Genomic DNA, 25,618 nt, shown 5'->3' on the forward strand with positions numbered 1-25,618 from the left:
TAGTCGCTGAGCATCGTCGGTAATCGTGTGGATTTCCGTCGCTGAGCATCGACGATCGCGCTAACGGTGTGGGTGACTGAACTGGCAAGCCTTGCGGCCTGCCAGGGGTTTATTATCAGTGGGAACCGGTGTGCGGGTGCTGCTTATGCTTGCTAACAAAGCCCAGCAGCAGGCACATCACAAATACCACCGCATAGAGACCGTTAGCGGTTAGCAGCGCCGCATGCGCGCCGCCTTTCTCAACAATTGGGCCGGTCACGACGAAGGTCAGCATGGTTCCGACGGTGCCGCAGGTCAGGATGAAGTTGACCAGCTTAGGTGAGGAGACCCGGGTTTGCAGAGAGCCGAGGGTAATGATGGTGGTATAGATTGCGCTGGAGAAGAAGCCCAGGCTGATCATTATCCACTTCAGCATTGCGGCATTCTCGCTGCTGACAAACCAGTACATCAGCAGCGTAGCCGCCAGCGCCAGCACGGTCAGAATACGCTGCGGGTCAAAGAAGCGCAGTATGGCGCTGAAAATCCACATGCCTATCATGTATGACGTCCAGAAGTTACCGACCAGACCACCCGCCTGTGTAATGTCCATCCCCATGCTTTTGGTGGCATACTGCGGCACCCAGCCGATAAAGCCCAGCTGGCCCAGGATATAGCAGAGGGCGGCAATCGACAGGAACAGCACGCCGATACCCCATTTCTCTTTTTCAACCGTCTGGTGATTCGCGGATTTTTTGCCCAGCACCGGAAACTCGAAGCAGAGCGCCAGAATAAAGATCGCGACGTAAATGACGCCGATACAGGCATAAACCCAGTACCAGGGAAGCGACCGCGCCAGAATAGCGGCAGCAATAATCGGGAAGATGGTTCCGGCCATGCTGAAGAAGGAGTCGGTAAACAGCAGGCGCGATCCGCGCTGACGCCCTTCATACAGATGGGTGATGAGGAATGTCCCGATGGACATCGTAATCCCGCTCACCACGCCCAGCACAAACATACAGAGCGAGAATATGCCCAGGCTGTGACTGTTCATCAGCCCCAGCACCGCCAGCACCATCAGCACGAAGCCGAACATCAGCTGACGCTTCAGCGGGATAATCTCCATCAGCCAGGCGTTGAGAAACACCGCCGCGAGAATGCCCGCATTAAGGAAGGTAAAGGTGTTGCTCATCTGCGCAACGGGGAGATGAAAGTAATCAGCAATATTTTCCAGTACCATACCGGTGACAATTACTACCGCGCCGGTAAGCGCATAGGAAAAAAAGCTGATCCAGGTGAGACCGATTCGATCGCGATTAGTCATAGTGGGAGCCTGCAAGTTAAAAAGATCCTGGTACGCAAAAACGACGTAATTTTCGGAAGTGTAGCGATATTCGTGATCGGCTTAAATCAATAATGAAACATTTATTTTCATATTCATTGGATCCGTGATGAATATCACTCCACGCCTCAGAGGAAAACGGTTGCGCAGTGACATTTCGCACGTAAATAAAAGTAAAACGCTGGCGCGTAACTAACCGCCTCTTTACAATCAATTTTGTTTTTCTGACCACCGCCCTCAGAAAGGAATTTTCCATGTTAAAACGCACTTTGGCAGCCGTCGCTACCGTACTGGCACTCTCCTCACTTTCCGTATCTGCACTGGCTGCGAAAGGGGATACCCATGTTCTGCTGACGACCTCAGCGGGAAATATTGAACTTGAACTGAATAATCAGAAGGCACCCGTCTCGACGAAGAACTTTGTCGACTACGTTAACAGCGGCTTCTATAACAACACGCTTTTTCATCGCGTGATCCCTGGCTTTATGGTGCAGGGCGGCGGCTTTACCACCGATATGCAGCAAAAGCCCACCAGAGCACCGATTAAAAACGAAGCGGATAATGGCCTGCTGAACAAACGCGGTACCGTCTCCATGGCCCGCACCGCTGACAAAGACAGCGCCACCAGCCAGTTCTTTATCAACGTTGCCGATAACGCTTTTCTCGATCATGGTCAGCGTGACTTTGGCTACGCGGTATTTGGTAAAGTCGTTAAAGGTCAGGATGTGGCAGACAAAATTTCCCAGGTTCAGTCACAGAACGTCGGCCCTTATCAGAATGTCCCGGTTAAGCCTGTCGTTATCCTTTCAGCTAAAGTGCTGCCTTAACGGTTTCGACCTGCGTTCTGCGTTCCCTCCGCCCGCGCTCTCAGGGCGGTAAGCGCGGCCTTCAGGCCGCGTTTTGCTATCCAGAGCAAAGTGATAAACGGACAGGGGGAAAATGCGTAGAATAGCGGCGTCTTCATCCGGCCCGGAGCCTCCATGCTGCTGCTTATTGATAATTACGACTCTTTCACCTGGAATCTCTACCAGTATTTCTGCGAGCTGGGGGTGGACGTGTGTGTCCAGCGCAATGATGCGATGACGTTAGCGCAAATTGACGCGCTGCGTCCGCAGCATCTGGTTATCTCTCCCGGGCCCTGTACGCCCAACGAAGCGGGTATTTCCCTGGCGGCTATTCGTCATTTTGCCGGCAGGATACCGATCTTAGGCGTCTGCCTGGGGCATCAGGCCATTGCCCAGGCGTTTGGTGGCCGGGTTGTTCGCGCCCGCCAGGTGATGCACGGCAAAACGTCACCGGTTGAACACCGTGACGGCGGCGTGTTTGCCGGACTGAATCATCCCCTGACCGTCACGCGCTACCATTCACTGATTGTTGAGCAGGCATCGCTACCCACAGAGTTTGAAGTCACGGCCTGGACGCTGCGCAACGGCCAGCCCGATGAGATTATGGGGCTTCGCCATCGTGAGCTGCGGCTGGAAGGGGTGCAATTCCATCCGGAAAGCATTCTTAGCGAGCAGGGGCATCAGCTGCTGGAGAATTTCCTTAAGCCGTAAATTAAGTTGCCTTTAATTGGTTTTTTATGCATATTTTGTGACTAATATTTCACTTTCATGCAACGAAAAAAATGGGGTCACCGATGGCAGCGGACAAATCAGCGGTAACGCGCGCGACGTTTGATGAGGTTATTTTGCCTGTTTATGCACCCGCGCAGTTTGTGCCGGTCAGGGGCAAAGGCAGCCGCGTCTGGGATCAACAGGGCAAAGAGTATATCGATTTTTCCGGTGGTATCGCGGTGACCGCGCTGGGCCACTGCCACCCTGCGCTGGTTGAGGCGTTAAAAACCCAGGGCGAGACCCTGTGGCACACCAGCAATGTCTACACCAATGAGCCTGCGCTGCGTCTGGCCAGCAAGCTGATTGCCGCCACCTTTGCCGACCGCGTCTTTTTTGCTAACTCCGGTGCGGAAGCCAATGAAGCCGCCTTTAAGCTGGCGCGCTACTATGCTGCCAAACGCCATTCGCCCTATAAAAGTAAAATTATCGCCTTTCACAACGCCTTTCATGGTCGCACGCTGTTCACCGTGTCCGTCGGCGGGCAGCCGAAATATTCCGATGGCTTCGGGCCTAAACCTGCCGATATCGTCCATGTTCCCTTTAACGATCTCGCTGCCGTGAAAGCGGTCATTGACGACCATACCTGCGCTATCGTAGTGGAACCGATCCAGGGCGAGGGCGGAGTGATGCCCGCTACCCAGGCATTTATGCAGGGGTTGCGCGAACTGTGCGATAAACATCAGGCGCTGCTGGTGCTGGATGAAGTGCAGAGCGGCATGGGCCGCAGCGGCAAGCTGTTTGCCTGTGAGCACTATGGCGTGGTGCCTGATATCCTCACCACTGCCAAAGCCCTGGGCGGCGGCTTCCCGGTCAGCGCGATGCTCACCACCGATGAGATAGCGTCAACCATGTCGCCGGGCGTCCATGGCACCACCTATGGCGGTAATCCGCTGGCCTGCGCCGTGGCAGAGGCCGCGCTGGATATCATCAACACCCAATCGGTGCTGAGCGGTGTGGAAGCGCGTCGCGAGCAGTTTGTTGCGGCGCTAACCGCGCTGGACGCCAGGCGGCCGGTCTTCAGTGATATCCGGGGCAAGGGGCTGCTGATCGGGGCCGCACTCAGGCCGGAGCATGCCGGTAAGGCGCGGGATATTCTTCATGCCGCAGCGGCTGAAGGGGTGATGGTCCTTAACGCGGGAACGGACGTGCTGCGCTTTGCGCCTTCGCTGGTGATTGAGCCTGCCGATATTGAAGAGGGCATGGCCCGCTTTGCCAGGGCGGTAGAAACAGCGCTATTCTGACGGCATGAAGCATGAAGCATGAAGCATGAAGCATGAAGCATGAAGCATGAAGGGAGATTATTGGATGGCTGAAAACCCCGCGTTATGCTTGCCTGCTCTCCTCCCGCTTCTCTCTGTGCTTGCTGCCTTTCGTTTCAGGCGCTTTTTTTAAGCGGCGTGACAGCCAGCGTCCATGATGGGGTCTGTCGCGCCAGGCCAGCGAAGAGATGGTATGCATAATCCTGAGGTGATCGAGTATCTGCCTCAGGTGTCGCTCCAGAATCGTTATCGGTCCCTGTTCAAACTCTCCCTGTACATCCTCCAGCACGTTAGTATCCGAGCCGGGACCATCATACTCCAGCCGCTGCTGGCAGCGCTGAAGGGCGATTTCACAGCTTTGCAGGTAGCGCTCGGCCAGCGCCGGTGTGAGCATCGTATGTTCACGGGCGAGGATGGTCATCGCGTTGATATGCTCGACAATAAACTGACTGTGCGTCACCCACAGCTTCATGTCTGCCAGATAGTTTGAATCAAACCCCGGTTCCTGCATGGCCTGATTAAGCGAGTTGAACACCGCATTATGCGCCTGGTTGGCGCGCATACGCTGGTAAGCCAGCCTGACCGGATCCTGCTCGCTGCCAAGCAGCATTTGCAGCGCATCCTGGTAGGTGCCCAGCGCGTCGTGGGCATTTTGCCGCAGCAGCCCGCTTTGCCACTGGGGCCACAGCCAAATCATGCCGCCAAAGGCAATCATGCATCCCATCAGCGTATCCATCAGCCGCGGCAGGAGGAAGTCAGCGCCGTTCAGCGAGAGCAGCTGTAGCGAGTACACGGCGGTGACGGTAAAACCAATCATCGCCCAGCCATAGAACTTGCGGATAACCAGGTAGCTGACCAGCGTGATAACCAGCATTATCGACAGCACCATCGCCTCAGGCGCGTGGAGGCGCAGGGCGACGGCGGCGATAATCAACCCGGCCAGCGTACCGAGTGCACGGTGCTGGATGCGTACGCGGGTGGCGCTGTAGCCATTCTGGCTGACAAACATCACCGTCATCAGGATCCAGTAGGGCTTGGGCAGGTCGAAGAACATCGCCAGGGTACTGGCGAAGGTGAGCATCACGGCAAAGCGGGCGGCGGTGCGCAGGGCGGCAGACTTCAGCGACAGATAGCTTTTGCAGGCGGCCAGCAGCGGCAGGCGGCGCTGGCGATCGGCCATCAGGTCGCGCTGATATAAAGGGCGCTGCGTGCGCAGGACGCGCGCAATGCGGCTGAAGTGGTAGTAGCAGAACTGTCCCACCGGATTATCCCGGCTTCGACGGGCGATTTTTTCAAGTGCGCCGAGCGGCTTGTCCATCACAAAGCGCTCCGGCAGCCGGTGGTAGAGAATATCATCGGCCAGCTCCCGCAGTCGTGCGGCGATGGTTTGCGCGTTCCAGCGAATGACCGCTTCAGCATGGCTTTTTTCGACCAGCTTCTGCACCTCTTCAGGCTGATGCAGGCTGACGGAGATATGCTCCTGCAAATCCAGTGCGACCTGAAACGCGCGGATGAGACGTTTATGATGGCTGTCGCGGTTGGCGGCCAGCATATGCATCTGCTGATAGCAGATGCCGATCAGATCGACGGCTTTTTGCTGGCGGGCCAGCAGCGGCGGCAGGGCTTTTTCAGGATCGGTCAGACGGGTGAGCAGGGTATATTTGGCTTCACAATAGTCGGCCAGCTCGCGGTACAGCAGGCTGAGGGTTTCGCGCATCGGCTGCTCTTTCCACAGCCAGAACCAGAACCAGTTGAACACCCCGTACCAGATCGTCCCCAGCACGTAGAGCAGGGGCGGTTCCCATATCGGCATGCGACCGGCCAGACTCAGGGTGAAGATGGCGGCGATAAGCGATCCGGGCAGCAGCCTGGCATGCAGTGGGCTGATTTCACCCGTGACGCCCAGCAGCATTGCCATAGCAAACAGAATCGCAGGCAGGGGAACGCTGTGCTCACCCAGGTACTGGATCAGAAAGCTACTAAAGGCAAACAGGCTTCCGCCCACGATAAGGCGTTTGAAAAAGCGCTTATGCGGCGTATCCAGACCGGCGTTATTGCAGCACGCGGGCACCAGGGAGAACAGCAGTCCCTTTTGCAGATCGCCCAACAGCCATCCAATCGCTACCGGTAAACAGAGCACCAGCGTCTGACGCAGGGCATAGTTAACCTCAGGATGATAAATCAGTCTGCGCCACATCGCTCCACACCAATAAAAAAGGCGCAACGGGAGGTTGCGCCGGGGGGATCAGAGCCGGTTAGCGCGTGCCATAAACTACGATAGTTTTACCGTGTGCGGAGATCAGATTCTGATCTTCCAGCATTTTGAGTATGCGGCCCACGGTTTCGCGCGAGCAGCCCACAATCTGACCAATTTCCTGGCGGGTGATTTTGATCTGCATCCCATCCGGGTGAGTCATTGCATCCGGCTGCTTAGCCAGATTCAGTAGCGTCTGCGCGATGCGACCCGTCACATCGAGGAAAGCTAAATTCCCCACTTTCTCAGACGTCACCTGCAGGCGACGAGCCATCTGCGAAGAGAGTCGCATCAGAATATCAGGGTTAACCTGAATAAGCTGACGGAATTTCTTATAGGATATTTCAGCCACTTCACAGGCGGTTTTCGCCCTGACCCATGCGCTACGCTCCTGACCCTCTTCAAACAGGCCAAGTTCACCGATAAAGTCGCCCTGGTTGAGGTAAGAGAGGATCATCTCTTTGCCTTCCTCATCCTTAATGAGCACCGCTACTGAACCTTTCACGATGTAGTAGAGCGTTTCCGCTTTCTCACCCTGGTGAATTAGCGTGCTTTTGGATGGATACTTATGAATATGGCAATGTGACAGGAACCATTCAAGAGTCGGGTCTGTTTGCGGTTTGCCGAGAACCATTCGCGATTATCCTCTGTTGTCATCATGCCTAAACACAGGGGCAGAGTTCCCTGTCAGGCGTTGAAATAGTGACGCGTTTCCCCTCAGGGAAATTATCCCGAACCCTGTCGCAGGCCTGGGTCGTTATGTTGTGCCGTTTCGTCATGCTTGTAGAGTACGAACGAAATTATTACAGCTTTGTTTGTAGCACAGCTTGGAACGAGTGTCTTGTGTTGTCTCGCTTCAGCATAGTGTGAAAATTGTCGCATTGCCGTTTTTGTTGCCGAAGCGTAATCTGGCGTTAACTGAATGACTTAGAGGGATTTGTTATGCAAGCACGTGTTAAATGGGTAGAAGGGCTCACCTTTTTGGGAGAATCCTCATCCGGACACCAGATTTTAATGGACGGCAATGCGGGCGATAAGGCACCCAGCCCAATGGAAATGGTACTGATGGCGGCCGGCGGGTGTAGCGCCATCGACGTGGTGTCAATCCTGCAAAAGGGACGCCATGACGTGGCTGACTGCGAGGTCAAACTGACTTCCGAACGCCGGGAAGAAGCACCCCGTCTGTTCACCCATATCAACCTGCACTTTATTGTCAGCGGTAAGGGCCTGGAGGAGAAAGCCGTTTCCCGCGCCGTCGACCTGTCGGCAGAAAAGTATTGCTCCGTTGCCCTGATGCTGGGCAAAGGCGTTGAAATCACCCACAGCTTTGAAGCGATCGAAATTTAACAATCCATTAGCCCCAGCCTGTGGGGCTAATGCGCAGTGGCCCAGACTGTTTTTTTCTCTGTGCTTAACGCACGGTGTCTCAGACTATCTTTTTCCCCTCAATCAGACGCCTGACCAGCGGCCCCATTATCAGCTCCATCGCCAGCCCCATTTTGCCGCCCGGCACCACCAGCGTATTGATCTGAGAGATAAACGCGCCCTGCAGCATCGACAGGAGATAGGGGAAATCAATATCCTCCAGCGCCTGAAAGTGGATAACCACAAAGCTTTCATCAAGCGATGGGATACCGCGTGCCGCAAACGGATTGGAGGTATCCACCGTAGGTACGCGCTGAAAGTTGATGTGGGTGCGCGAAAACTGCGGGGTAATATAGTTGATGTAGTCCTCCATCGAGCGTACCACGGAGTCCATCACCGCCTCGCGGGAGTGCCCCCGCTCGCTGGTGTCGCGGACCAGCTTTTGGATCCACTCAAGGTTGACGATCGGTACCACGCCGACCAGCAGATCGACATTCTCCGCAACGTTATGCTGCGGCGTCATTACGCCACCGTGTAAACCTTCATAGAACAGCACGTCAGTCGGCTCGGGCAGCGGCTGCCAGGGCGTAAAGGTGCCCGGCACCTGGTTCCAGGGTACCGCTTCATCGTAGGTGTGCAGGTATTTACGCGACTGGCCGCTGCCGCTGCGGCCATATTCGGCAAACGTATGCTCCAGCAGGGCAAAATCGTTAGCCTCGGGGCCGAAATAGCTGATATGGCGGCCCATATCACGCGCTTTACGAATAGCCATATCCATTTCAGGACGCGTAAAGCGGTGGAAGCTGTCACCTTCAACTTCAGCGGCATGGAGGTTTAGCTGCTGAAAAATTTTGCGGAAGGCCAGGCTGGTAGTCGTGGTTCCCGCACCGCTGGAACCCGTTACGGCAATCACAGGATGTTTGGCTGACATGGCTAACGACTCTCTGAGAAAAACGCATCAAGGCGGCATTGGTAACACGATTTGCGTCCGGGTGTCACGCCCGGTCACGATCGCTAACCGGTAATCCTGCCGCGCGGCATAATATTCACCGTCTCGTGGAGTTCGGACCAGACCAGTACGGCTTCACCACTGATAAGCTGACGGCGTACGTCCTCCACTTTCTGCGTCAGCGAGCGCTCCTGCTCGCCGTAGTCGGTGCCTTCTCTCAGCACGAAAGATTCAATCAGGTTATCCAGCGTCTCTGCGTCCAGCTCTTTCCAGGGAATAATCACGTTAGTTGTCCAGCCAGGTTGAAAGCCATTCGGGGATACGCTGCTCCAGCCACATTTCGGGGCTGCGCAGGGTCCCCCCAACAAATCCTACATGCCCGCCGTGCCGGGTGAGTTGATACTCCACCGACGGGGGTAGCAGGTCAGGCGCGGGGATAACCTCATCAGTCATAAAAGGGTCGTCCCTGGCATGAATAATCAGTAGCGGCTTGCGTACGCCGGGCAGCAGCGGCATGGCGCTACAGCGTTGATAATAGTCCGTCGCGTCAAGAAAGCCATGGGCAGGCGCGGTGATGGCGTTATCGAAGTCACGCAGCGTTTTTAATGCTTCCAGCCCGGGCAGGTCAACCGGCAGCGTACCCGGCCATGCACGTAGCTTTCGCCCGGCATTTTGCTTTAGCAGGTTTAGCAGGTAGCGCTGGTAAACGCGCGACAGCCCCTGCTCCAGCTTCCTGCTGCACGGCTCAAGCATCAGCGGCGCGGAGACCACCACTGCGGCATCGATCAGGCAATCTTCTCCCTGCTCTCCCAGCAGGCAGGCGAGCATATTTCCCCCCAGCGAAACGCCAACGGCCGCAGTTGGGACGCGACCCCATTCGTCGCGCAGCCACTGCATAAAATAGCGCGCATCGCCGGTTTCGCCCGAGTGGTAAATCCTCGCCAGGCGATTTGGTTCGCCGCTACAGCCGCGAAAATGCATAACGACGCCCAGCCATCCGCGATCGCGGAATACCTGAAGCAGCCCGTGCGCATAGGGACTGGTAAAGCTGCCCTCCAGCCCGTGAAACAGGACCACCCTGGGCTTATGCCGCGCCAGCGCCGGATTTTCACTCCAGGCCAGATCGACGAAATCGCTGTCAGGCAGAGTCAGCCGCTGCCAGTGGGGCTGTAGCGTGATACGTCGGCGAATCAGCCGGGGCAGAAGCGTTTGCAAATGCGCATTACTCATGCCCGGCAGGGCATTAAATGGGCTCGCCGGGGGGCGATTAAAATTCATATTCAAAATGCTTGTAGGATCTCTGTCACATTGTTAGCTTCAAAGCGTCTGCTTTTTTCAGGGGGTGAGGAGCACCCATATCATATGGAACTGAATTTATTTTTATCCATGCTCGGCTTTCTGTGGGTTGCTGCGATCACGCCAGGCCCTAATAATATGTTACTCACCGCCTCCGGCGCCAATTTTGGTTTTTTGCGCTCGCTGTGGCTGATAATCGGCATCATGATCGGTATGCAGGTCATGTTGCTTCTGGTGGCCTTCGGCGTCGGCGGATTGATTCTGCTTTATCCCTCCCTTCACCTTATCCTGAAAATTGCCGGTAGCGCTTATCTTCTCTGGCTGGCATGGAAAATAGCGACCGCGAAGTATGAAAAACTGGACCCCGGCGACGGCCCGGCTTCACCGATGCCATTCTGGCAGGGTGGGCTGTTGCAGCTGGTTAATCCAAAAGCCTGGCTGATGGCGCTGGGTGCGGTGGCAAGCTTCAGCCTGGCCGGTGAGGCCTATCGCGGTTCAGTCATCGCCATCAGCGCGGCGATGGCACTGGTGAATGCGGTTTCCGGCGTTATCTGGCTGGGTTTCGGGACGCTGATTGGGCGTATCCTGCGCAGCCGCCGGGCCTGGACGATTTTCAACGTCTTTATGGGCTTACTGACCGCCGCCTGCGTGCTGCTGATTTGGCACTAAATCACTGCGCGGAATAGCGCTGCACCTTGTTGCCGCTATTGAGTTTAACGATCAGAGGGAAGATGAGCAGGGGGGGCAGGCGGGGGAGCGACGTAAACCCGCCGCTACCCTGAATAATGCGCTTAAGGTCCGGGTAAAATGTGATCCAGACGATACTAATGGATATTAGCCAGAGTCTGATTGAGGCCTGTAATCATTGAGGGGGCCACAAGCTCCGTTAATAAAAACGCATTATAAATTCATTGAAAGTTCATCGGAAATTCATTGAAAGTTCATTGAAGATATTACTAAAAAAGTTTTTAATCTCAGTTCAGGTCTGGCTCACCCAAAGCGACGCCATTGGTGCGTATACCCGGTCGATAATCAGAATAAGGCCAGTTGAATTAAAAATAACGCAGTGCTAGCTTCACTTAACTTTTCCGCTATCCCCCTGGGGGTATTATGCACTCGCGTATTAAGCATCTCGATGGGATGCGTGGTTTAGCTATTCTTCTGGTCATCGGTTACCATGCCTATGTGCGATGGGAGGCGTTATTACCCTATTCCCATATTACAAAGCATATTCCTGTTTTCTCTTTCGGCTGGCTTGGCGTTGAACTGTTTTTTATGATTTCGGGATTTGTCATATTTATGACACTGGACAAATCCGACAGTTACCTCAGCTTTCTTAGAAAACGCTGGCTGCGTTTATTTCCGGCGATGCTCATTGCCAGCCTGCTGCTTTACCTGGCGGGGGGCCTGTTCCCGGAATGGACAGACATCGCGCCCCATGCAAAAAATCTGCTGCCCGGGCTAATTTTCATCAATCCTGAAACGCTTTCACAAATTACCGGAATAGAATTTAAGTCGTTAGCAGGTTCTTTCTGGTCGCTGTACGTTGAAGCGCTGTTCTATGTGATTATCGGTGCCGTCTATTTTACCCTGGGAAGACGATATTGCTTACCCGCGCTGCTGGTACCAATGCTGCTGTTATCGGCCTCTTCGGTTCTGAAGTCTTTAGGACATCCCGGATTGATCGATGTTATTTCAAAGTTTGGCTTCATTCATTATTCATGGTTTATGGTGGGTTGTCTGGTTTATGAAAGGATGCACAATCGCGATAAATTGTTTCACTACGCGTTAGTCATATTCGGGATGCTAATCAACTTCAGCTATTACGTGAAAAATGCGGGAGCGATAACTCTGCTTCCACTGCTATTAGTTATGGTGTTTTTCATTGCCAGTTTTTATTCAAAATGGCTGGAGAGAATACTGTCCGTGCGATTCCTGACGGCGATGGGCTTTGCCAGCTATGCCTTCTATTTACTTCATGAAAACCTGATGATCGGTTCGCTGATTAAAATTAATCGCTACATTACCAACGAGTGGGTGATGCTGCTGATGCCCATTGTGGTGGCGACCGTACTTTATTACATTGCGTATCTGATCAGTCAATATGCCGAACCAGCGCTAAGAAACAGGTTGAGAAGCCGGAGAGTGCCCGCAGCAAAAGCAGGTACAGGAGCGTAAATTACCGTTTCTGCAAAGCTATCCCGCTTTTCTTCTAAGCAAAAATAATTATAAGCGATACTTTTTAATTACTTTATTGCCATTGTCGCTGTCGGTTACAAAGAGGTTATTCAACGAATAACAATGACAACCGGAGCAGGGCAATGGCGCATAAATTCTCATTATCACTGATTGCAGCGGCACTTTCACTTTCGGCATTCACAGCGCAGGCCGTCGACGTCACCGTGGCGTATCAGACCTCGGCAGAGCCCGCTAAGGTGGCGCAGGCCGATGGCACCTTCGCCAAAGAAAGCGGGGCGCAGGTGGACTGGCGTAAGTTTGACAGTGGTTCAAGCGTCGTGCGTGCGTTAGCCTCCGGTGACGTACAGATTGGTAATATCGGCTCCAGCCCCCTGGCAGTAGCCGCCAGCCAGCAGGTGCCGATTGAGGTTTTCCTGCTGGCGTCGCAGTTAGGGAATTCCGAGGCGCTGGTGGTGAAAAAGTCCATCAACAGCCCGAAGGATCTGATTGGTAAGCGTATCGCCATTCCCTTTATCTCCACCACCCACTACAGCCTGCTGTCAGCGCTGAAGCACTGGGGCATTAAACCCGACCAGCTACAGATTGTTAACCTGCAGCCACCGGCTATCGCAGCCGCCTGGCAGCGCGGCGATATCGACGGCGCTTACGTCTGGGCGCCTGCCGTAAACGAACTGGAGAAAGATGGCCGGGTCCTGACGGATTCCGCGCAGGTCGGCAAATGGGGATCGCCAACGCTCGATGTCTGGGTGGTGCGCAAAGATTTTGCGGAAAAACATCCTGACGTGGTCACCGCATTTGCCCGCAGCGCACTCGCCGCACAGAAAGGCTACCTTGATAATCCGGATCGATGGCTGAAAGAGGGCGATAACCTCAGCAAGCTCTCCCGCCTGAGCGGCGTACCGGAGCAGCAGGTGCCGGACCTCGTGAAGGGCAATACCTATCTCACCGCACAGCAGCAGGTGCAGGAGCTGGCTCAGCCGGTAAATAAGGCCATTGTCGATACGGCGAAATTTCTGAAGGATCAGGGCAAGGTTCCGCAGGCGTCCAGCGATTACAGCAGCTATGTCACCGACCGGTTTGTTAAGAAAATTGCTGAGTGATTAAGGGGTTCCCATGCTTGCAGTCTCACATCTGACCGCCCGTTATGACGGTCATCCTGCGCTGGAAGATATCAATCTCTCCATCGCCTCCGGGGAGCTGGTGGTGGTGCTTGGGCCTTCAGGCTGTGGCAAAACCACGCTGCTCAACCTGGTCGCTGGTTTTCTTCCGGCGGAGTCCGGCAGCATCACGCTGGACGGTAAAGCCGTTACCGGTCCGGGGGCGGAACGCGGCGTAGTGTTCCAGCACGAAGGGCTGCTGCCGTGGCGGAACGTGCTGGATAACGTTGGTTTTGGCCTCCAGCTGGCGGGCGTGGCGAAAAATGTGCGACGCGATCGGGCCAGGGCAATGCTCAGAAAGGTGGGGCTGGAGGGCGCGGAAAAGAAATTTATCTGGCAGCTCTCCGGCGGAATGCGTCAGCGGGTGGGCATCGCCAGAGCGCTGGCGGCCGACCCGCAGCTGCTCCTGCTGGATGAACCTTTCGGTGCGCTGGATGCGTTTACCCGCGAACAGATGCAGGAGCTGCTGCTGAATCTCTGGCGCGACAGCGGCAAGCAGGTATTGCTGATTACTCATGATATTGAAGAGGCAGTGTTTCTTGCCAGCGAGCTGATCCTGTTATCGCCGGGGCCGGGAAGAATTATCGAGCGGCTCTCTCTGGACTTTGGCCGCCGTTATGCACGCGGTGAGGCCTGCCGGGCGATTAAGTCCGATCCGGCGTTTATCGAGCGCCGGGAGTATGTTTTAAGTCGTGTATTTCAACAGCGTGAGGTCTTTTCATGAGTATTGTCACCAGTGAAAACACCCGCGCCGACCGCACCCGGCTGCGCTGGCCTTTCAGTCGGCAACTGACCCTTAGCGTCGTGACGCTGCTGGTACTGCTATTCCTGTGGTGGGGCGTCACCTCACTGAAGCTGATTGCGCCGCTGTTTCTCCCTGCACCGCAGCAGGTCTTTCATCAGCTGCTGACCATTGCCAGTTCAAAGGGTTTTATGGATGCCACTCTGTGGCAGCACCTTGCGGCCAGCCTGACGAGGATTGTTATCGCGTTGCTGGCAGCGGTACTGATTGGCGTACCGGTAGGGATAGCGATGGGGCTGAGTGAAACCGTGCGCGGCATCCTCGATCCGCTGATTGAGCTTTACCGCCCGGTGCCGCCGCTGGCCTATTTGCCGCTGATGGTAATCTGGTTTGGCATTGGCGAAACGTCGAAAATTTTGCTGATTTACCTGGCCATTTTCGCCCCCGTGGCGATGTCGACGCTGGCCGGGGTGAAAAGCGCTCAGCAGGTTCGCCTGCGTGCCGCCCAGTCACTGGGTGCCAGCCGCTGGCAGGTTTTATGGTACGTCGTACTGCCGGGCGCGCTGCCGGAGATTTTAACCGGCCTGCGTATCGGGCTGGGCGTGGGCTGGTCAACGCTGGTCGCGGCAGAGCTTATCGCCGCCACGCGCGGGCTGGGATTTATGGTGCAGTCAGCGGGTGAATTCTTAGCGACGGATGTGGTCCTCGCGGGTATCGCCGTTATCGCCCTGATTGCCTTCACACTTGAGCTGGGCCTGCGCAGCGTGCAGCGCCGTTTAACCCCCTGGCATGGAGAAAATTTATGAACGAACGTCTGACGATTACCGCGCTGGGCCCGTATATCGGCGCACGGGTTTCAGATATTAATCTGGCTCTGCCGCTAAGCGATGCGCAGTTTGAGCAGCTGTATCACGGACTCATCCGCCACCAGGTGCTGTTTTTCCGCGATCAGCCCGTGACGCCGCAACAGCAGCGCGCCCTGGCGGCCCGCTTTGGCGATCTGCATATCCATCCTGTTTACCCTCATGCGCCGGACGTAGAGGAAATTATCGTGCTGGATACTCACGATAATAATCCACCGGATAATGACAACTGGCATACCGACGTCACCTTTATCGAGACGCCGCCAGCCGGGGCGATTCTGGCCGCGAAACGGCTGCCGGAAAGCGGAGGGGATACGCTGTGGGCCAGTGGGATTGCCGCTTACAATGCGCTTTCTGAACCCTTCAAACAGTTACTGAGTGGTTTGCATGCCGAGCATGATTTTAAGAAGTCGTTTCAGGAGTACAAATACCGTAGCAGCGAGGAAGAACATGTGCGCTGGAAGCAGGCAGTGGAGAAAAATCCGCCCTTACTGCACCCGGTGATCCGCACCCATCCGGTCAGTGGGAAAAAGGCGCTGTTCGTCAATGAAGGCTTTACCACCCGCATTGTCGATCTCAGTCAGAAGGAGAGCGACGCCCTGCTTAACTTCCTGTTTGCCCATATCACTAAGCCGGAGTTTCAGGTGCGCTGGCGCTGGCAGGAGAATGATATCGCCATCTGGGATAATCGCGTGACGCAGCATTACGCCAACGCCGATTATATGCCCGCCCGGCGTATCATGCATCGCGCGACGATCCTGGGCGATAAGCCGTTTTAATGAACGGCTAAAAGTGGCTAACGCCGTGATGCGGGCGATTAGCCATTTTACCCGAGCATCCCTTCCAGACGCTCCTGCGCATCCAGCCATGTCATTTCGCACGCTTCCAGCGAGGATTTCGCTTCCGCCTGCTGTTTTAATACCGCGGTCAGATCTGCTTTGCGCGCCTGTTCGTAAAGGGTCGGGTCGGCGAGTTTCTCTTCGGCATCCGCCAGCTGCGCGTTCAGCTTTTCCATCTGCTTTTCCAGCTTTTCAATCTCTTTGCGCAGCGGCTGCGTCTGGGTACGGAGCTCCGCTTCGCGGCGTTTCTGATCTTTCCTGGCCTGCGCGCTGTTACCGCTCTCCTGTTTAGGCTCAGCGGTCGCCGATTGCCTTTGCAGATCGCTCAACCACTGCTGGTAATCTTCCAGATCGCCATCAAAAGCCTCGACGTTGCCGTCGTGCACCAGATAGAGGTCATCCGTGGTCGATCGCAGGAGGTGACGGTCGTGCGACACCACCACCAGCGCCCCTTCAAAATCAATCAGGGCTTCGGTCAGCGCCTGGCGCATATCGAGATCGAGGTGGTTGGTAGGCTCATCCAGCAGCAGCAGGTTCGGGCGCTGCCAGACAATCAGCGCCAGCACCAGACGGGCTTTCTCTCCGCCGGAAAACCGCTCGGTTTTTTCCGTCACCTTGTCGCCCTGGAAACCAAAGCCGCCCAGGTAATCACGCAGCTGCTGTTCAAGGACCTTTGGCGCCAGGCGTACCAGATGCTGGAGGGGGGATTCATCTGCGCGTAAGAATTCGAGCTGATGCTGGGCGAAGTAACCCAGCTTAATGCCTTTCGCCAGGCCGATATTGCCCTTAAGCGGTGCCAGCTCGCCCGCCAGCATTTTAATCAGCGTCGATTTGCCCGCGCCGTTGCGACCCAGCAGGCCAATGCGCGAGCCGGGCACCAGGTTGAGCTTGATCGAATTCAGGATGATGCGGTCGCCATAGCCCGCCGTGACTTTTTCCATATCCAGCAGCGGGTTCGGAAGGCTTTCCGGTACGCGAAAGCTGAAGGTAAAAGGGTTGTCGACGTGGGCGGGGGCGATCATCTCCATGCGCTCCAGCATTTTGATGCGGCTTTGCGCCTGCTTAGCTTTACTGGCCTTCGCTTTAAAACGGTCAATAAAGCTTTGCAGATGGGCAACCTTCGTCTGCTGGTTCTCGAAAAGCGACTGCTGCTGCGCCAGGCGGGTCGCCCGCTGGATCTCGAAGGCGCTGTAGTTGCCGGTATATTCGTAAATGGACTCTTGTTCAATATGCAGAATTTTGTCGACAACCGGATCGAGGAAGTCGCGGTCGTGCGAAATCAGAATCAGCGTGCCCTGATAGCTTTTCAGCCAGCGCTCAAGCCAGATGACCGCGTCGAGATCGAGGTGGTTAGTCGGCTCATCAAGCAGCAGCAGGTCGGAACGGCAGATCAGCGCCTGGGCCAGGTTGAGGCGCATCCGCCATCCGCCGGAGAAATCACTCACCGGGCGCTGTAGCTGTTCCTGAGAGAAGCCCAGCCCGTTAAGCAGGCTGGCGGCGCGGGACTGAATGGTCCAGGCCTGGAGCGCATCAAGCTTGCCGTGCAGTACGGCAATGGCGTGGCCGTCGTTGATCTCGTTGGCGTGAGCCAGCTCGGCTTCAAGCTGACGGTATTCGCGGTCGCCGTCGATAACATACTCAATGGCGGGCACCGACAGTGCCGGTGTCTCCTGGTTTACCCAGGCGAGCGACCAGTTGCCTGGGTAGCTGAAGCTCCCCGCGTCGGCGCTTATCTCGTTCTTAAGCAGCGACAGCAGCGTGGATTTACCGCAGCCATTTTTACCGACCAGACCCACCTTCTGACCGGGGTTAATGGTGGCAGTGGCGTTATCCAGCAGTACGCGGACACCGCGTCGAATTTGTAACGAGGAGAAGACAATCATAAGCGCCGTAATATGTAGAATATGTTAAATTGAGCCATCAATTGGATTTCGGAATCCTGGATTCCGTTGCGTTGAGCATGGTAGCGGAATTTGCCCGCCGTGACGACGATTTGGAGGGGAATGATGTTGCAGCCGCCTAAAGTTTTGCTGCTTTATGCCCACCCGGAATCACAAGACTCGGTTGCTAATCGCGTTTTGCTGGAGCCGGCCCGGCTTTTGCCACAGGTCACGGTGCATGACCTTTATGCGCACTACCCCGATTTTTTTATTGATATTCATCGCGAGCAGCAGCTATTGCGCGAACACGACATCATCGTCTTCCAGCACCCCCTGTACACCTACAGCTGTCCTGCGCTGCTGAAGGAGTGGCTGGATCGCGTGCTCTCTCGCGGCTTTGCCAGCGGCCCAGGCGGCAACGTGCTGGAAGGAAAGTACTGGCGCAGCGTGATCACCACCGGCGAGCCCGAGGCGGCCTATCATCAGGAAGGGCTGAACCGCTATCCTATGTCGGACATTATGCGCCCGTTCGAGCTGACCGCCCAGATGTGCCGGATGCACTGGCTGACGCCGATGATTATCTACTGGGCGCGGCACCAGACACCTGAAGTCATGAAAAACTATGCGCGAGCGTATGCACACTGGCTCGCATCCCCTTTACCCTATGGAGGTATCTGAATGGAAGGACAAACCCTCCTGACGGCCGGCGTGGTCTATCTGTTTGCCGCTGTTGTTGCGGTACCTCTGGCCGCGCGGCTGGGTATTGGGGCGGTGCTGGGCTACCTGCTGGCGGGTATTGCGATTGGTCCCTGGGGGCTGGGCTTTATCAGCGACGTGGAAGAGATCCTGCACTTCTCCGAGCTGGGCGTGGTTTTTCTGATGTTTATTATCGGGCTGGAGCTGAAACCCTCCAAGCTTTGGGAACTGCGCCGCTCCATCTTTGGCGTGGGCGCCGCTCAGGTCATTTTCAGCGCGGCTATCCTTGGCGGGCTGCTATGGCTGACGGACTTTTCGTGGCAGGCGGCAACCGTCGGTGGTATCGGGCTGGCCATGTCCTCGACGGCGATGGCGCTCCAGCTGATGCGGGATAAAGGCATGAACCGCAATGAGTCGGGCCAGCTCGGCTTTTCGGTCCTGCTGTTTCAGGATCTGGCCGTTATCCCGGCGCTGGCGCTGGTCCCGCTGCTGGCAGGAAGTGACAGCGGGCATACCGACTGGATAAAGATAGGCATGAAGGTGCTGGCCTTTGCCGGCATGCTGGTCGGGGGGCGCTATCTGCTGCGGCCAATATTTCGCTATATCGCGGCATCCGGCGTTCGTGAAGTTTTCACCGCCGCCGCCCTGCTGCTGGTGCTGGGTTCGGCGCTGTTTATGGACGCGCTCGGCCTTTCCATGGCGCTGGGTACGTTTATCGCGGGTATCCTACTGGCCGAAAGTGAGTATCGTCACGAGCTAGAAATTGCCATCGATCCCTTCAAGGGCCTGCTGCTGGGGCTGTTTTTTATCTCGGTGGGCATGGCGCTCAATCTGGGCGTGCTTTATACCCATATCATCGAAATTCTGATTGGCGTGGTGTCGCTGGTGGCGGTGAAAGCGGGGGTGCTCTATCTGCTGTCGCGGATTTACGGCCTGCGCAGCTCCGAGCGCCTGCAATTCTCCGGCGTACTCAGCCAGGGCGGCGAGTTTGCCTTTGTGCTGTTTTCAGCGGCCGCAACGGCCCACCTGTTTAGCGGAGACCAGATGCCTCTGCTGCTGGTTACGGTAACGCTCTCAATGATGACCACGCCGCTGTTGCTGCAGGGCGTGGATAAAATCCTTGAGAAACGCTTCAACGAGCCGGATGATAACGAAGAGAAACATTTTGTCGAGGATGATAAGCCCCAGGTGATTGTGGTGGGGTTTGGTCGTTTTGGGCAGGTGGTTGCGCGATTGCTGATGGCCAATGAAAAACGGATCACGGTACTTGAGCGCGATATCAGCGCGGTCAGCCTGATGCGCAGGTACGGTTATAAAGTATACTACGGTGATGCTAAGGAGTTAGAGCTGCTGCGCGCCGCCGGGGCTGAAACGGCGCAGTCAATAGTGATAACCTGTAACGGGCCGGAAGATGCCATGGAGATAGTCCATCTCTGCCAGCATCATTTTCCGCATCTGCAAATTCTGGCCCGGGCAAGAGGGCGCGTGGAGGCCCATGAACTTCTTCAGGCTGGCGTCACGCAGTTTTCCCGTGAAACCTTTTCCAGTGCGCTTGAGCTGGGGCGTAAGACCTTAATGACGCTGGGCATGCATCCCCATCAGGCTTTTCGTGCTCAGCAGCATTTTCGCCGACTGGATATGCGTATGCTGCGTGAGCTGATGCCGAATCATGCGGACAGCCAGCAAATTTCGCGCGTGAAGGAGGCCCGTCGCGAACTGGAAGATATTTTTCAGGCAGAAATGCGGCATGAGAAACGCCAGTTTCACGGCTGGGACGAATATGAATAGGACATGTTATGCGTAAACGATTTATTGCCGGAGCAACCTGTCCAAAGTGTCAGGCCAAAGATACGCTGGCGCTGTGGAAAGAGAATAATGTTGATGTCGTAGAATGTGTTAAGTGCGGGCATCAGATGCGAGAAGCGGATAAACAGGCCCGGGGCCAGGTTCGCGAAAATGAACAAGTGATAGGAATTTTTCATCCTGAGTAGCGTTATGGCTCAGCTTTTTTTAAGCTGTATCCTACAGCGGCGTTGAAATTCGTTACTATCGACGCAATTTAAAGCCTTACAGGTTGGCAAAAGGCCAACATTAAAAGGGCTCAAAGCTCTCAACGGTTAGGAGTAATCATGAAAGTAGCAAAAGACCTGGTGGTCAGCCTGGCATACCAGGTACGTACAGAAGACGGTGTGTTGGTTGATGAGTCTCCGGTGAGCGCACCGCTGGACTACCTGCACGGTCATGGTTCCCTGATCGCCGGCCTGGAAAAAGCGCTGGAAAACCACGAAGCGGGTGACAAGTTTGAGGTGAACATCACTGCAGACGAAGCCTATGGTCATTACGACGACAACCTGGTTCAGCGCGTACCGAAAGATGTTTTTATGGGCGTTGACGAGCTGCAGGTTGGCATGCGCTTCCTGGCGGAAACCGATCAGGGCCCGGTGCCGGTGGAAATCACCGAAGTTGAAGACGAGCACGTAGTGGTTGACGGTAACCATATGCTGGCGGGTCAGAATCTGAACTTTAACGTTGAAGTGGTCGCCATTCGTGAAGCCACGGCTGAAGAACTGGCCCATGGTCACGTTCACGGTGAAGACGATCATCATCACGATCACGATCACGACCATGAACACGGTAAAGGTGGTTGCGGGACTGGCGGCTGCGGCTGCCACTGATCGTCTTATGACAATCATTAAAAAGGGGCTTCGGCCCCTTTTTTGTGTCTGTCACAGCGGTTGGGCGTGCGCTTAGTAGTGCGGAGGTGGAGTCTCTTCCGACTGTGAGGCGATCATTGAGGGTGCCGCTGATTTCAGCTTATCGGTCAGCAGACGCATCTGTTCGCGCAGTCGGGCCATCTCCAGCTCATGTTGAATCACCGTTTGATTCAGCTCTTCAATGGTATGCTCCTGAAAGGCCAGCCGACTTTCCAGCATCTCCATTCGCTCTTCAAACAACGCCTGTTGCATACTTTTTCCTCTCATGACGGCTTTGCGGCCTGGATTGCCCGAATCGTCTGATTCTAACGGTAAAGATGAGCCCGAAGTAGGGATAATCGCCTTAATTTCTGCCGGATGGTTGAAAACGGCTCTGTCAGACTGCATCTCAGTGGTGAAACTTTCGCTCAGGGTAGCGGTCGGAAGTTAACTTAGTTCTCATTGCGAGATTGTGTAATTTTCTCGCGCACAGTTATAGTACGGGCTCAGTTCTGTACACGATTTCCGGGGCGAGAGGCTTCGGTTTTGGAGAAATGGATGAAATCACTGTTTAAAGTCACACTGTTAGCCACCACAATGGCCGTTGCGCTGCATGCACCGCTGACAATGGCCGCTGAGGCCACCCCGGCTCAACAGGCACCACAACAGGCACCGCAGCCGGCACCGAAGAATGACGCCTTTAAAAATGACGACCAGCAGTCAGCCTATGCGCTGGGCGCATCGCTTGGCCGTTACATGGAAAACTCCCTCAAGGAGCAGGAAAAACTGGGCATCACGCTGGATAAACAGCAGCTGATCTCCGGCGTTCAGGATGCTTTTGCTGGCAAGAGCAAGCTCTCCGATCAGGAAATCGAACAGACTCTGCAGGCGTTTGAGACGCGCGTGAAGGGTGCCGCTCAGGCGAAGATGGAAAAAGATGCAAAAGAGAATACCCAGAAGGGTGATGCTTTTGCCACCAAATTTGCTAAAGAAAAAGGCGTGAAGAAGACCGAGTCCGGCCTGCTGTATCACGTTGAGAAAGAAGGTACCGGTGATATTCCTAAAGACAGCGATACCGTGGTGGTGAACTACAAAGGTACGCTGATCGACGGCACCGAGTTTGATAACTCTTACACCCGTGGTGAGCCTCTCTCCTTCCGTCTTGATGGCGTAATCCCTGGCTGGACAGAAGGTCTTAAGCACGTCAAGAAAGGCGGCAAGATCAAGCTGGTCATCCCACCGCAGCTGGCTTACGGTAAAAACGGCGTGCCGGGTATTCCTGCGAACTCCACGCTGGTGTTTGACGTTGAGCTTCTCGACATCAAACCTGCTGCTAAAGCAGACGCTAACGCTGAAAAACCAGCAGAATCACCTGCTGCTACCCAGTCTAAGTAATCCTCCGACCGCCACACCTTGTGTGGCGGTTGTTTCCCTTTCGTTACCCCTGCTTTCATCCCATTCTTTGCGTTCCCCTGCATTTCATGACAAAGGTCAGGACAGATGTTTCTGATATTTGGTAGACTGCCAACCGTTTAACTTCTTCAGAATGAGTCTGCCCTGGCGCTGTGCGACAGGTTCTTGCAACGGGTGGTGTCTTAATGTCTGGTACAACATTTACCGGTGATGTGACAGAGCTGGAGCTGCTGGAGCATCGTCCATTTGAACAGTCCGACTTTGATATTCTGAAATCCTATGAAGCCGTGGTAGACGGGCTGGCGATGCTTATTGGCTCTCACTGTGAGATCGTGCTGCATTCGCTGGCGGACCTGAACTGTTCAGCAGTCAGGATTGCCAACGGTGAACATACCGGGCGCAAGGTGGGTTCACCGATTACCGATCTGGCGCTGCGTATGCTTCATGATATGAGCGATGCGGAAAGCAACGTTTCAAGAGCCTATTTCACCCGCGCGAAAAGCGGCGTACTGATGAAATCCGTGACTATCGCCATCCGCAATGGTCAGCATCGCGCTATTGGCCTGCTGTGTATCAATATGAACCTGGACGTTCCCTTCTCACAGATTATGGCCACCTTCATGCCTCCTGAAACGCAGGACGTGGCATCATCGGTCAATTTTGCCTCTTCGGTTGAAGATCTGGTCATGCAAACGCTGGAGTTCACCATTGAAGAAGTCAGCGCCGATCGTAATATTTCGAACAACACCAAGAATCGTCAGATTGTCCTGAATCTCTATGAGAAGGGCATCTTCGACATTAAAGATGCGATCAATCAGGTTGCTGAGCGTTTGAATATCTCCAGACATACCGTTTATCTCTATATCCGCCAGTTTAAAAGCGGCGATATCCAGAGTCAGGATCGCTAATGCGCTTTACGCTTCTGGTCACCGGGCCGGCTTATGGCACACAGCAGGCTTCCAGCGCTTATCTGTTTGCTCAGGCGCTGCTACGCAGTGGCCATAGCCTTGAGAGCGTCTTCTTTTATCGTGAAGGTGTACTGAATGCCAGTCAGCTGACGTCGCCCGCCAGTGATGAATTTGACCTCACCCAGGCCTGGCAGGCGCTGCATCAGCAGCACGGTGTGGCATTGCATATCTGTGTCGCGGCCGCGCTGCGACGCGGCATCGCCGATGTGCAGGAAGCCAAAAGTCAGGGGCTGCCCGCCGCAAATCTGGCTGAGGGCTTTGAGCTGACGGGACTGGGCGCGCTGGCTGAAGCGGCGCTGGTTGCCGAGAGGATGGTACAGTTCTGATGAAGCGCATTGCTTTTGTTTTCACCCAGGCGCCACACGGCAGCAGCGCAGGACGTGAAGGGCTCGATGCCGTACTGGCTACCTCCGCGTTAACGGACGAGATCGCGCTCTTTTTTATCAGCGATGGCGTTTTACAGCTTATGCAGCAGCAGCAACCCGAAAAAATTCTTTCGCGCAATTATATCGCGACCTTTGGCGTGTTGCCTCTGTACGATATTGAGCGCTGCTATGTCTGTTCTGCCTCGCTGGCCGAGCGTGGCATCCCGGCTGATTTCACGGCAATCCTGCCGACCGACGTGCTCAAACCCGAGCGATTGCGAGCCGAGCTGGCAAAATACGATCGCGTGATATCGTTCTGAGGACGCTATGCTACATATCCTGACTCACTCCCCTTTTCAGAGCGATTTCAGCGCGCTACTCCGGTTGCTGGCTGAAGGAGACGACCTTCTGCTACTTCAGGATGGGGTTCTTGCCGCGCTGGAGGGGAGCCAGGCGCTTGAATTAATGCTGCGTGCCCCCATATCCGTTTACGTGCTCGAAGACGACGTCAGTGCGCGCGGGCTTTCTGGTCAAATTTCGCCCAGAGTAACCGCGGTGAGCTATACTGATTTCGTCGCGCTGACGGTAAAAAACTCATCACAAATGACCTGGTAATGAATGATATCCTGGTTATTTCTTGACACCTTTTCTGCTCAGCCCTAAAATTCCGCGTCCTCGTTATACCACGAGGCGATTTATCACGTGTTTACGAAGCAAAAGCAAATCCCAGGAGCTATTTGATGGCAACAGTTAACCAGCTGGTTCGCAAACCACGCGCACGCAAAGTTGCAAAGAGCAACGTGCCTGCGCTGGAAGCCTGCCCGCAGAAACGTGGTGTATGTACTCGCGTATATACTACTACTCCTAAAAAACCGAACTCCGCACTGCGTAAAGTATGTCGTGTTCGCTTAACCAACGGTTTTGAAGTTACCTCCTATATTGGTGGTGAAGGTCATAACCTGCAGGAACACTCCGTGATCCTGATCCGTGGCGGTCGTGTAAAAGACCTGCCAGGTGTGCGTTACCACACCGTTCGTGGCGCGCTGGACTGCTCAGGTGTTAAAGACCGTAAGCAGTCACGCTCCAAGTACGGCGTGAAGAAGCCAAAGGCTTAATGGTTCTCCGTTAAGTAAGGCCAAACGTTTTATCTTAAATGTCATAATAAACTCGTAGAGTTTTGGACAATCCTGAATTAACAACGGAGTATTTCCATGCCACGTCGTCGCGTTATTGGCCAGCGTAAAATCCTGCCAGATCCTAAGTTCGGATCAGAGCTGCTGGCTAAATTTGTAAATATCCTGATGGTAGACGGTAAAAAATCTACTGCTGAATCAATCGTCTATACCGCGCTTGAGACCCTGGCTCAGCGTTCAGGTAAAAACGAGCTGGAAGCCTTTGAAGTAGCCCTGGACAACGTCCGCCCAACCGTGGAAGTTAAATCCCGTCGCGTTGGTGGTTCTACTTATCAGGTTCCAGTTGAAGTCCGTCCGGTTCGTCGTAATGCTCTGGCAATGCGTTGGATCGTTGAAGCTGCTCGTAAACGCGGTGATAAATCAATGGCTCTGCGCCTGGCGAACGAACTTTCTGATGCTGCAGAGAACAAAGGTACTGCAGTTAAGAAACGTGAAGACGTTCACCGTATGGCCGAAGCCAACAAGGCGTTCGCTCACTACCGCTGGTAACAGCTTCGTAGTTGTTATTAACCCAGCGGACGTCCCAGTGACTGAACCGCTGGGTTTTACTAAC

Annotated in this window: 29 protein-coding genes; 21 read left to right on the plus strand and 8 right to left on the minus strand. The window is 54.9% G+C overall.

Annotated features, from left to right (window positions below; genetic code table 11):
• Positions 1–115 precede the first annotated feature (115 nt).
• Positions 116–1,300, minus strand: a complete 1,185-nt coding sequence (tsgA, locus tag A1830_RS19045) for an MFS transporter TsgA (protein WP_067709883.1) — start codon at positions 1,298–1,300, stop codon at positions 116–118.
• Between the two features lie 272 nt (positions 1,301–1,572).
• Between tsgA and ppiA the strand changes: the two genes are divergently transcribed.
• The 3 genes from ppiA (at position 1,573) to A1830_RS19060 (ending at position 4,175) form a co-directional block, all read left to right on the plus strand.
• The gene (gene ppiA / locus A1830_RS19050; RefSeq protein WP_067709884.1) at positions 1,573–2,145 is read left to right on the plus strand and encodes a peptidylprolyl isomerase A; all 573 of its coding nucleotides are present in this window, start codon (positions 1,573–1,575) and stop codon (positions 2,143–2,145) included.
• 153 nt (positions 2,146–2,298) lie between these two features.
• Positions 2,299–2,874 carry an aminodeoxychorismate synthase component II gene (locus A1830_RS19055; protein ID WP_067709885.1) on the plus strand — a complete coding sequence of 192 codons (576 nt, stop codon included), beginning with the start codon at positions 2,299–2,301 and terminating at the stop codon, positions 2,872–2,874.
• An 83-nt stretch (positions 2,875–2,957) separates the two neighbouring features.
• Complete coding sequence (locus A1830_RS19060) at positions 2,958–4,175, plus strand: bifunctional acetylornithine/succinyldiaminopimelate transaminase (protein WP_067709886.1); 1,218 nt, start codon at positions 2,958–2,960, stop codon at positions 4,173–4,175.
• Positions 4,176–4,257: 82 nt separating this feature from the next.
• Here A1830_RS19060 and A1830_RS19065 read toward each other — a convergent pair whose 3' ends face one another.
• Positions 4,258–6,390 (minus strand): YccS/YhfK family putative transporter, encoded by a 2,133-nt coding sequence (locus A1830_RS19065; protein WP_067709887.1) that lies wholly within the window; start codon positions 6,388–6,390, stop codon positions 4,258–4,260.
• Between the two features lie 58 nt (positions 6,391–6,448).
• The gene (gene crp / locus A1830_RS19070; protein WP_000242758.1) at positions 6,449–7,081 is read right to left on the minus strand and encodes a cAMP-activated global transcriptional regulator CRP; all 633 of its coding nucleotides are present in this window, start codon (positions 7,079–7,081) and stop codon (positions 6,449–6,451) included.
• A gap of 308 nt (positions 7,082–7,389) precedes the next feature.
• On the opposite strand from crp, the gene A1830_RS19075 reads away from it, so the two are divergent.
• Positions 7,390–7,794, plus strand: a complete 405-nt coding sequence (locus A1830_RS19075) for an OsmC family protein (protein ID WP_067709888.1) — start codon at positions 7,390–7,392, stop codon at positions 7,792–7,794.
• 79 nt (positions 7,795–7,873) lie between these two features.
• Here A1830_RS19075 and A1830_RS19080 read toward each other — a convergent pair whose 3' ends face one another.
• The 3 genes from A1830_RS19080 to A1830_RS19090 all read right to left on the minus strand — a co-directional run bounded on the left by A1830_RS19080 (position 7,874) and on the right by A1830_RS19090 (position 10,039).
• Entirely contained in the window at positions 7,874–8,743 is an 870-nt protein-coding gene (locus A1830_RS19080) for a phosphoribulokinase (RefSeq protein ID WP_067709890.1), read from the minus strand.
• Positions 8,744–8,826: 83 nt separating this feature from the next.
• Positions 8,827–9,045 carry a YheU family protein gene (locus tag A1830_RS19085; protein ID WP_067709891.1) on the minus strand — a complete coding sequence of 73 codons (219 nt, stop codon included), beginning with the start codon at positions 9,043–9,045 and terminating at the stop codon, positions 8,827–8,829.
• A 1-nt stretch (position 9,046) separates the two neighbouring features.
• On the minus strand, positions 9,047–10,039 hold the full coding sequence (locus tag A1830_RS19090) for a hydrolase (protein WP_067709892.1): 993 nt from the start codon (positions 10,037–10,039) through the stop codon (positions 9,047–9,049).
• An 84-nt stretch (positions 10,040–10,123) separates the two neighbouring features.
• Between A1830_RS19090 and A1830_RS19095 the strand changes: the two genes are divergently transcribed.
• The 6 genes from A1830_RS19095 (at position 10,124) to tauD (ending at position 15,797) form a co-directional block, all read left to right on the plus strand.
• Positions 10,124–10,726: a LysE family translocator gene (locus A1830_RS19095; protein WP_067709895.1), complete on the plus strand. Its 603-nt coding sequence runs from the start codon at positions 10,124–10,126 to the stop codon at positions 10,724–10,726.
• A 441-nt stretch (positions 10,727–11,167) separates the two neighbouring features.
• Positions 11,168–12,235, plus strand: coding sequence for an acyltransferase family protein (locus A1830_RS19100; protein WP_067709897.1), 1,068 nt, complete (start codon positions 11,168–11,170; stop codon positions 12,233–12,235).
• Positions 12,236–12,378: 143 nt separating this feature from the next.
• The gene (gene tauA, locus A1830_RS19105; RefSeq protein ID WP_067709898.1) at positions 12,379–13,356 is read left to right on the plus strand and encodes a taurine ABC transporter substrate-binding protein; all 978 of its coding nucleotides are present in this window, start codon (positions 12,379–12,381) and stop codon (positions 13,354–13,356) included.
• A 13-nt stretch (positions 13,357–13,369) separates the two neighbouring features.
• Complete coding sequence (gene tauB, locus A1830_RS19110; protein ID WP_067709899.1) at positions 13,370–14,137, plus strand: taurine ABC transporter ATP-binding subunit; 768 nt, start codon at positions 13,370–13,372, stop codon at positions 14,135–14,137.
• Positions 14,134–14,961, plus strand: coding sequence for a taurine ABC transporter permease TauC (gene tauC / locus A1830_RS19115; RefSeq protein ID WP_067709900.1), 828 nt, complete (start codon positions 14,134–14,136; stop codon positions 14,959–14,961). The genes tauB and tauC overlap by 4 nt, the downstream gene beginning before the upstream one ends.
• Complete coding sequence (gene tauD / locus A1830_RS19120) at positions 14,958–15,797, plus strand: taurine dioxygenase (RefSeq protein WP_067709901.1); 840 nt, start codon at positions 14,958–14,960, stop codon at positions 15,795–15,797. The genes tauC and tauD overlap by 4 nt, the downstream gene beginning before the upstream one ends.
• 47 nt (positions 15,798–15,844) lie before the next feature.
• Here the strand turns inward: tauD and A1830_RS19125 are convergent, their stop codons facing one another.
• The gene (locus A1830_RS19125; protein WP_067709902.1) at positions 15,845–17,740 is read right to left on the minus strand and encodes an ABC transporter ATP-binding protein; all 1,896 of its coding nucleotides are present in this window, start codon (positions 17,738–17,740) and stop codon (positions 15,845–15,847) included.
• Positions 17,741–17,863: 123 nt separating this feature from the next.
• On the opposite strand from A1830_RS19125, the gene kefG reads away from it, so the two are divergent.
• The 4 genes from kefG (at position 17,864) to slyD (ending at position 21,108) form a co-directional block, all read left to right on the plus strand.
• The gene (gene kefG / locus A1830_RS19130) at positions 17,864–18,415 is read left to right on the plus strand and encodes a glutathione-regulated potassium-efflux system ancillary protein KefG (RefSeq protein WP_067709905.1); all 552 of its coding nucleotides are present in this window, start codon (positions 17,864–17,866) and stop codon (positions 18,413–18,415) included.
• Entirely contained in the window at positions 18,416–20,221 is a 1,806-nt protein-coding gene (gene kefB, locus A1830_RS19135; RefSeq protein WP_067709909.1) for a glutathione-regulated potassium-efflux system protein KefB, read from the plus strand.
• A gap of 8 nt (positions 20,222–20,229) precedes the next feature.
• Positions 20,230–20,424, plus strand: coding sequence for a YheV family putative zinc ribbon protein (locus tag A1830_RS19140; protein WP_067709912.1), 195 nt, complete (start codon positions 20,230–20,232; stop codon positions 20,422–20,424).
• 138 nt (positions 20,425–20,562) lie between these two features.
• Positions 20,563–21,108: a peptidylprolyl isomerase gene (gene slyD, locus A1830_RS19145; RefSeq protein ID WP_067709913.1), complete on the plus strand. Its 546-nt coding sequence runs from the start codon at positions 20,563–20,565 to the stop codon at positions 21,106–21,108.
• 72 nt (positions 21,109–21,180) lie between these two features.
• Here slyD and A1830_RS19150 read toward each other — a convergent pair whose 3' ends face one another.
• Entirely contained in the window at positions 21,181–21,399 is a 219-nt protein-coding gene (locus A1830_RS19150; RefSeq protein ID WP_067709914.1) for a SlyX family protein, read from the minus strand.
• 285 nt (positions 21,400–21,684) lie between these two features.
• Here A1830_RS19150 and fkpA point away from each other — a divergent pair, with 285 nt between their 5' ends.
• From fkpA to rpsG, 7 genes are all read left to right on the plus strand, one after another.
• Positions 21,685–22,521, plus strand: a complete 837-nt coding sequence (gene fkpA, locus A1830_RS19155) for an FKBP-type peptidyl-prolyl cis-trans isomerase (protein ID WP_067709916.1) — start codon at positions 21,685–21,687, stop codon at positions 22,519–22,521.
• A 203-nt stretch (positions 22,522–22,724) separates the two neighbouring features.
• Positions 22,725–23,447: a helix-turn-helix transcriptional regulator gene (locus A1830_RS19160; RefSeq protein WP_067709917.1), complete on the plus strand. Its 723-nt coding sequence runs from the start codon at positions 22,725–22,727 to the stop codon at positions 23,445–23,447.
• Complete coding sequence (gene tusD / locus A1830_RS19165) at positions 23,447–23,833, plus strand: sulfurtransferase complex subunit TusD (RefSeq protein ID WP_067709921.1); 387 nt, start codon at positions 23,447–23,449, stop codon at positions 23,831–23,833. Before A1830_RS19160 ends, tusD begins: the two co-directional genes overlap by 1 nt.
• Complete coding sequence (gene tusC / locus A1830_RS19170; protein WP_067709923.1) at positions 23,833–24,192, plus strand: sulfurtransferase complex subunit TusC; 360 nt, start codon at positions 23,833–23,835, stop codon at positions 24,190–24,192. The genes tusD and tusC overlap by 1 nt, the downstream gene beginning before the upstream one ends.
• Positions 24,193–24,199: 7 nt before the next feature.
• The gene (gene tusB, locus A1830_RS19175; RefSeq protein ID WP_067709924.1) at positions 24,200–24,487 is read left to right on the plus strand and encodes a sulfurtransferase complex subunit TusB; all 288 of its coding nucleotides are present in this window, start codon (positions 24,200–24,202) and stop codon (positions 24,485–24,487) included.
• A 125-nt stretch (positions 24,488–24,612) separates the two neighbouring features.
• A complete protein-coding gene (rpsL, locus tag A1830_RS19180) occupies positions 24,613–24,987 on the plus strand; it encodes a 30S ribosomal protein S12 (RefSeq protein ID WP_013204141.1) in 375 nt (124 codons plus the stop codon).
• A gap of 96 nt (positions 24,988–25,083) precedes the next feature.
• On the plus strand, positions 25,084–25,554 hold the full coding sequence (gene rpsG / locus A1830_RS19185; RefSeq protein ID WP_008457106.1) for a 30S ribosomal protein S7: 471 nt from the start codon (positions 25,084–25,086) through the stop codon (positions 25,552–25,554).
• The last annotated feature ends 64 nt before the right edge of the window (positions 25,555–25,618 follow it).

The sequence above is a fragment of the Erwinia sp. ErVv1 genome, assembly GCF_900068895.1.
Classification (GTDB): domain Bacteria; phylum Pseudomonadota; class Gammaproteobacteria; order Enterobacterales; family Enterobacteriaceae; genus Erwinia.